The following is a 4,810-nucleotide window of genomic DNA, read 5'->3' on the forward strand; positions in this document are numbered from 1 at the left end:
CTTTTCATTATAAGTCATGTGGGACTTTTTTTCTACATTCAAAAAGCCCTACAATCTCCTTGGTGGATTTACCCACTACAGAAATTATAGAGCCAAGAATCTGGAGCTATTAGCTTCGGATTTTTTTGATGACAAAAATATTAGAAATAACATGGAAACCCCTTTCAAAAAATGCTATACTGAAAGAAATGTTTTCTGGTTTGGCTTTCAGAGAGGAGAAGCGATGGAGAGGTTGAAAAGATACTGGTTTTTACTGGTTTCCTGTATAGTTTTTGTCCTGTTGGGACTGGGACTTTTTCTCTTTTACCAAGAGGGAAATTTGCTACCTCATCAGCTCAAGATAGGGGCGACCTATATGACCATGAATAATGACTTTTACAAGACTTTGAATGAAGAAATTGAACAGGAAGTGTCTGAGAATTCAGATATTCTTCTAACACGCGATCCTGGTTTGGATGCTGCTAAACAGGCTCAGCAGATTGACTACTTCATTCAGGAAAAGGTTGCGGTCATCATTATCAATCCCGTTGATCGTAATAGCTCTGCCATTATCAAAAAACTAAAGAAAGCCAAGCGTCAGGGTATCAAGATTGTGGTGGTGGACAGCCAGATTCAGGGGGCTGACTTTGTGGATAGTACGATTTTGTCCGACAATTATCAGGCTGGCGTACTCTGTGCCGAGCAGCTGATGCGGGATAAGACGTCGGCTAAGATTTTGCTTTTGGAGCATGAGTCGGCGGTGTCAGGGGCAGATCGTATCCGAGGTTTTTTGGAGACAATAGCTGGGCACCCTTCTTATCAGGTGGTCGCTCGTCGTGATGTCCTAGGGCAGACAGAGCTTGCTCTTCCAGCTGTGCAGGAAGTTATAGCATCTGGTGTCTCTTTTGATACTGTTATGGCACTCAATGATCAGGCAGCCATGGGAGCTCTTGCGGCTCTGGATCAAGCAGGACTAGATACAGTAGGAGTCTATGGAATTGACGGCTCTCCTAATATGAAGGCCCTTATTGAAACGACAGCTGCAGCCAAGGCGACGGTGGCTCAATCTCCTTATGATATGGGAAAAGCTGCACTTGAAGCCAGCTATCAACTTGCGTCAGGCAAGTCTTACCCAAGTCAGAAAGTGATTGAGGTAGCTCTGATTGATAAGGATAATATCAGCCAATATGATACAGCGGGGTGGCAATAATGAATGCAAAAAGTTATGAAGCCTATGCCAGATGGACCAAGCACCTGCTCGTCCTCATTAATAGTTTGGCGGTCCTCCTCAACGCCTCGATTTATCTCTTTGCCAGCAAGTATATCCTAGCGACCAATCAGAGTCACAGACTTCTGGAGAATCTTCCTATTCTTCCTCAATCGCCAGTTTTTGTTTACTGGTCAAGTCTCAGTTTTTTAGCAGGACTCTTGATGACTATCTATCTCAGACAGCATTTGGTCAATCGCTGGCAGGGACACTATGATTGGTTGGCATTTCTGGAAGTTTTCTTTCTGTTGCTGACCTTTGTTTCCTTGCAGTATTCCTACAATGGTTTGATTTTGTTGGTTTTCTCAGATATTTTTTATAGCTATACTGATTTTTACCAGCTGCGCAGTCAAAAGACTTGGTTTTGGTTTATCGCTGTCAGTTTTGGCTTGATTTTGCTGACCAACTTTGATCTCCTGTCTCTGATGATTAAGCTGCCTTCTCTGTCTATTTATTTGGCATTTCTACCAGCATCTGCCCGTCTCATCTTGACCTTTATCAAGAATTTTCTGGGTATTATCAATATGGTAGTCTTTCTGGTTTCCTTGGTGGCTTTTGTCATCTACTCGGTGTCTGAAAATCATAAGATTGAAGAAGAGCTAAGGATGGCTGATCGTGCTAATAAGGAATTGACAGACTATGTTTCCTTAGCTGAAAAAATGGCTGAAGACCGCGAGAGAAAGCGGATTGCAAGAGAAATCCACGATACGCTGGGGCATGCCTTGACTGGAATCTCAGCAGGTATCGATGCCGTTCGAGTTCTGATAGACCTTAATCCAAGTCATGCCAAGGAACAGTTACAGAATATTTCTGTCGTGGTTAGGGAAGGGATTCAAGATGTGAGACGCTCTCTTGAGAAGCTAAGACCAGGTGCTCTGGAGAAGGGAAGTCTTAAGGAAGCCTTGCTCAAGATGATTGCTGATTATGAAAACCTTTCAAAATTGCAGGTGCATTTCAGCTATGATTGGGATCAGGTGGACCTGGATATTACCAGAGAGGATGTCGTTTTTCGTGTTATTCAGGAGTCGGTGACAAATTCTTTACGGCATGGTCATGCTAGTGAAGTGACGATTGAGATGACCAGCGACAGCTCAAGGGACAACTATCAGATTTTTATTGAGGACAATGGGCAGGGCTGTGATGACTTGGTCTACGGTTATGGCTTAACCCAGATGCAGGAAAGGTTGGCTATTATCGGAGGACAAGTTTCATTTGCTAGCGAAGAAGGTTTTCAGACGAGAATAACCATCCCAAAACGTAAAGGAGAAGACGTATGATTAAAGTGCTTATCGCAGATGATCAAGAGTTGATTCGTGAATCAATCCGAATTGTTTTATCATCCTACCCTGATATTGAGGTAGTTGCGACAGCTTCAAATGGCCTAGAGGTCTTAGAATGCCTAAAGGACTGTCCAGTGGATCTTATTTTAATGGATATTCGGATGCCAGAGATGGACGGTGTTGTCTGCACCAAGGCAGTCAAAGCTCTATCACCTGAAACCAAGGTTATTATCCTAACAACCTTCGATGATGATGAATTTATCTTTAGTGCCTTAGAGTACGGAGCCTCAGGCTATATTTTGAAGGGGATTTCGATGGAGGATCTTCATCAGGCTATCATTACGGTCAATGCTGGTAATGCCATGCTGAATCCTGATATTGCTGCTAAGGTCTTTCGTCTCTTTTCGCAGGTCAGTCATGCACAGTCCAGTATTGAGGTAGACCTGTCTGGTGTGGAGCAGCTGTCTCAGACAGATTGGAGAGTTATTCAGGAGGTAGGGCATGGGCTTTCTAATAAAGAAATCTCAAGTAAGCTCTTTCTGTCAGAAGGGACTGTTCGCAATTACCTCTCACTTATCCTGTCTAAATTGCAGCTGCGCGATAGAACACAACTGGCGATTTGGGCAGTTCAGACTGGTGTTTTGACAAGGAATTATGATGAGAAAAAGGAAACGATTTAGAAGCACCTGCCTGCTAGTAGGCCTCTTGTCTTGTCTAGGTATCGGCTATATGATCTATCAGACCTACTTTGCCAAGCAGGTCATCCGAATAGGTGTTTATAGCGGAAGCTCATGGGATGTTCCCAGCGGTCAGGATAATAACCTACTTGATGAAACCATTGCTCGATTTGAAAAAGAACATCCTAATGTAGAGGTGGTCTACGAATCTGGTATTTCTAAGAATGACTATTCGGACTGGTTATCAGACCAGATGGTCATGGGAGAACAACCTGATGTCTTTATGGTTCCTGAAAATGACTTTAATCTCCTTGCTTCAACAGGTGCTCTAGCCAATCTCGATCCCTTTGTCAGTCGTGATTTAGATAAGTCCATCTATTATTCAGCTAGTTACGAGGCGGGGACCTATGATTCATTGCAGTACGCTCTGCCATTTGAAAATAATCCTGTCTTGCTCTGTATTAATCAGGATCTCTTGGATAAGGAAGGTATTGCCCTGCCTGATGGGACTTGGAGTTTGGAGGAGTTTTACAAGGTCTGCCAGCAGCTAAGTAAGGATACAGATGGCGATGGTCAGTTGGATCAATTTGCGACGGTGGGTTATAGCTGGCAGGAGGCAGTTGCTGCTGAAGGGCTCAGCTTATTTAACGAAAAAGGAACCAAGGCGCAGTTAAATACTAGCGATATGCGTCAGGCTCTATCATGGTACAGTAAGCTAGAGGATCTCAACGGTTCTTACAAGGTTACGAGCAGTGACTTTGATAAGGGAAAGGTAGCCTTTATGCCGATGACACTGGCAGAATATCGTACCTATAAATCCTACCCTTATCATGTTTCCAAGTATGCTACCTTTTCATGGACCTGCATTGCTATGCCGACCAAGTCTGGTCAGGTTGAAAATAGCCAGATGGGAACATCGCTCCTTGCTATCTCTTCAAAAAGCCGAAAAAGTGAGTTGGCATGGGCCTTTCTTAAGCTCCTATCAGCCAACCAAGAGACACAACAATCCCTCTTTGAACAATCGCAGGGCGCTTCAGTTTTAACCAGCGTTATGACCAGTCAAAAGACAGCAGAGCTCTTACAGAGTGATCAGTTTGGAGACAATGCCCTTAATCAAAGTAAGCTCAATCAGATTTTAGCTCAGGCAGAGCCCAGCTTGAAATTTAAACAATACACCAGCCTGATGGAAGAAGCAGACTACTTAATCACTAGGTCCATCAAGGAAGACAGTCTCGAAACAGACCTAGCCAGCATCCAAAGAAAACTAGAAGATGCCATGGATTAAATAGAACATGGAGGCGAGGGATTTTCCCTTGCTCAGAATGTAGACAAACCTAACTTTCAACGAAATTGGATACAAAAGCTCTGCTTGTTTAAAATGGAGTTTCCGATTTCATGCGAGCGTGAGTGCTAAGACAGTCTGGGAGACTGTCTTAGGCATTTACCCGATACTTCCGCCGTGATGAAAGTGTAAGAAATGCTTATATAAAAGCATTTCTTACACTCGGAATATTTGAGAGTGAAACAGTCCAGTGGACTGTTTCAGGTCTGAGCCTTAAAACTAAAAAGCGAAGAGGCTCAAATGGAATTCCACTGATTCCTGAAAT

General features: G+C 43.5%; 4 protein-coding genes. All 4 read left to right on the plus strand.

The features are described 5' to 3' along the window. Positions 1–223 precede the first annotated feature (223 nt). The 4 genes from JOC28_RS10300 to JOC28_RS10315 are packed head-to-tail and all read left to right on the plus strand — an operon-like array spanning position 224 to position 4,488. Positions 224–1,189, plus strand: coding sequence for a substrate-binding domain-containing protein (locus JOC28_RS10300; RefSeq protein WP_205010597.1), 966 nt, complete (start codon positions 224–226; stop codon positions 1,187–1,189). Further along, entirely contained in the window at positions 1,189–2,523 is a 1,335-nt protein-coding gene (locus JOC28_RS10305; RefSeq protein ID WP_205010598.1) for a sensor histidine kinase, read from the plus strand. Before JOC28_RS10300 ends, JOC28_RS10305 begins: the two co-directional genes overlap by 1 nt. After that, a complete protein-coding gene (locus JOC28_RS10310; protein ID WP_205010599.1) occupies positions 2,520–3,206 on the plus strand; it encodes a response regulator transcription factor in 687 nt (228 codons plus the stop codon). The genes JOC28_RS10305 and JOC28_RS10310 overlap by 4 nt, the downstream gene beginning before the upstream one ends. After that, positions 3,184–4,488 (plus strand): ABC transporter substrate-binding protein, encoded by a 1,305-nt coding sequence (locus tag JOC28_RS10315; RefSeq protein ID WP_386700245.1) that lies wholly within the window; start codon positions 3,184–3,186, stop codon positions 4,486–4,488. The genes JOC28_RS10310 and JOC28_RS10315 overlap by 23 nt, the downstream gene beginning before the upstream one ends. Positions 4,489–4,810 lie beyond the last annotated feature (322 nt).

The organism is Streptococcus loxodontisalivarius (assembly GCF_016908645.1).
GTDB classification, from domain to species: Bacteria; Bacillota; Bacilli; order Lactobacillales; family Streptococcaceae; genus Streptococcus; species Streptococcus loxodontisalivarius.

Excerpts from the sequence above, each read along its gene's own strand:
- JOC28_RS10300 (WP_205010597.1), top strand. The coding sequence starts at position 224 with ATGGAGAGGTTGAAAAGATACTGGTTTTTACTGGTTTCCTGTATAGTT.
- JOC28_RS10305 (WP_205010598.1), top strand. The coding sequence starts at position 1,189 with ATGAATGCAAAAAGTTATGAAGCCTATGCCAGATGGACCAAGCACCTG.
- JOC28_RS10310 (WP_205010599.1), top strand. The coding sequence starts at position 2,520 with ATGATTAAAGTGCTTATCGCAGATGATCAAGAGTTGATTCGTGAATCA.
- JOC28_RS10315 (WP_386700245.1), top strand. The coding sequence starts at position 3,184 with ATGAGAAAAAGGAAACGATTTAGAAGCACCTGCCTGCTAGTAGGCCTC.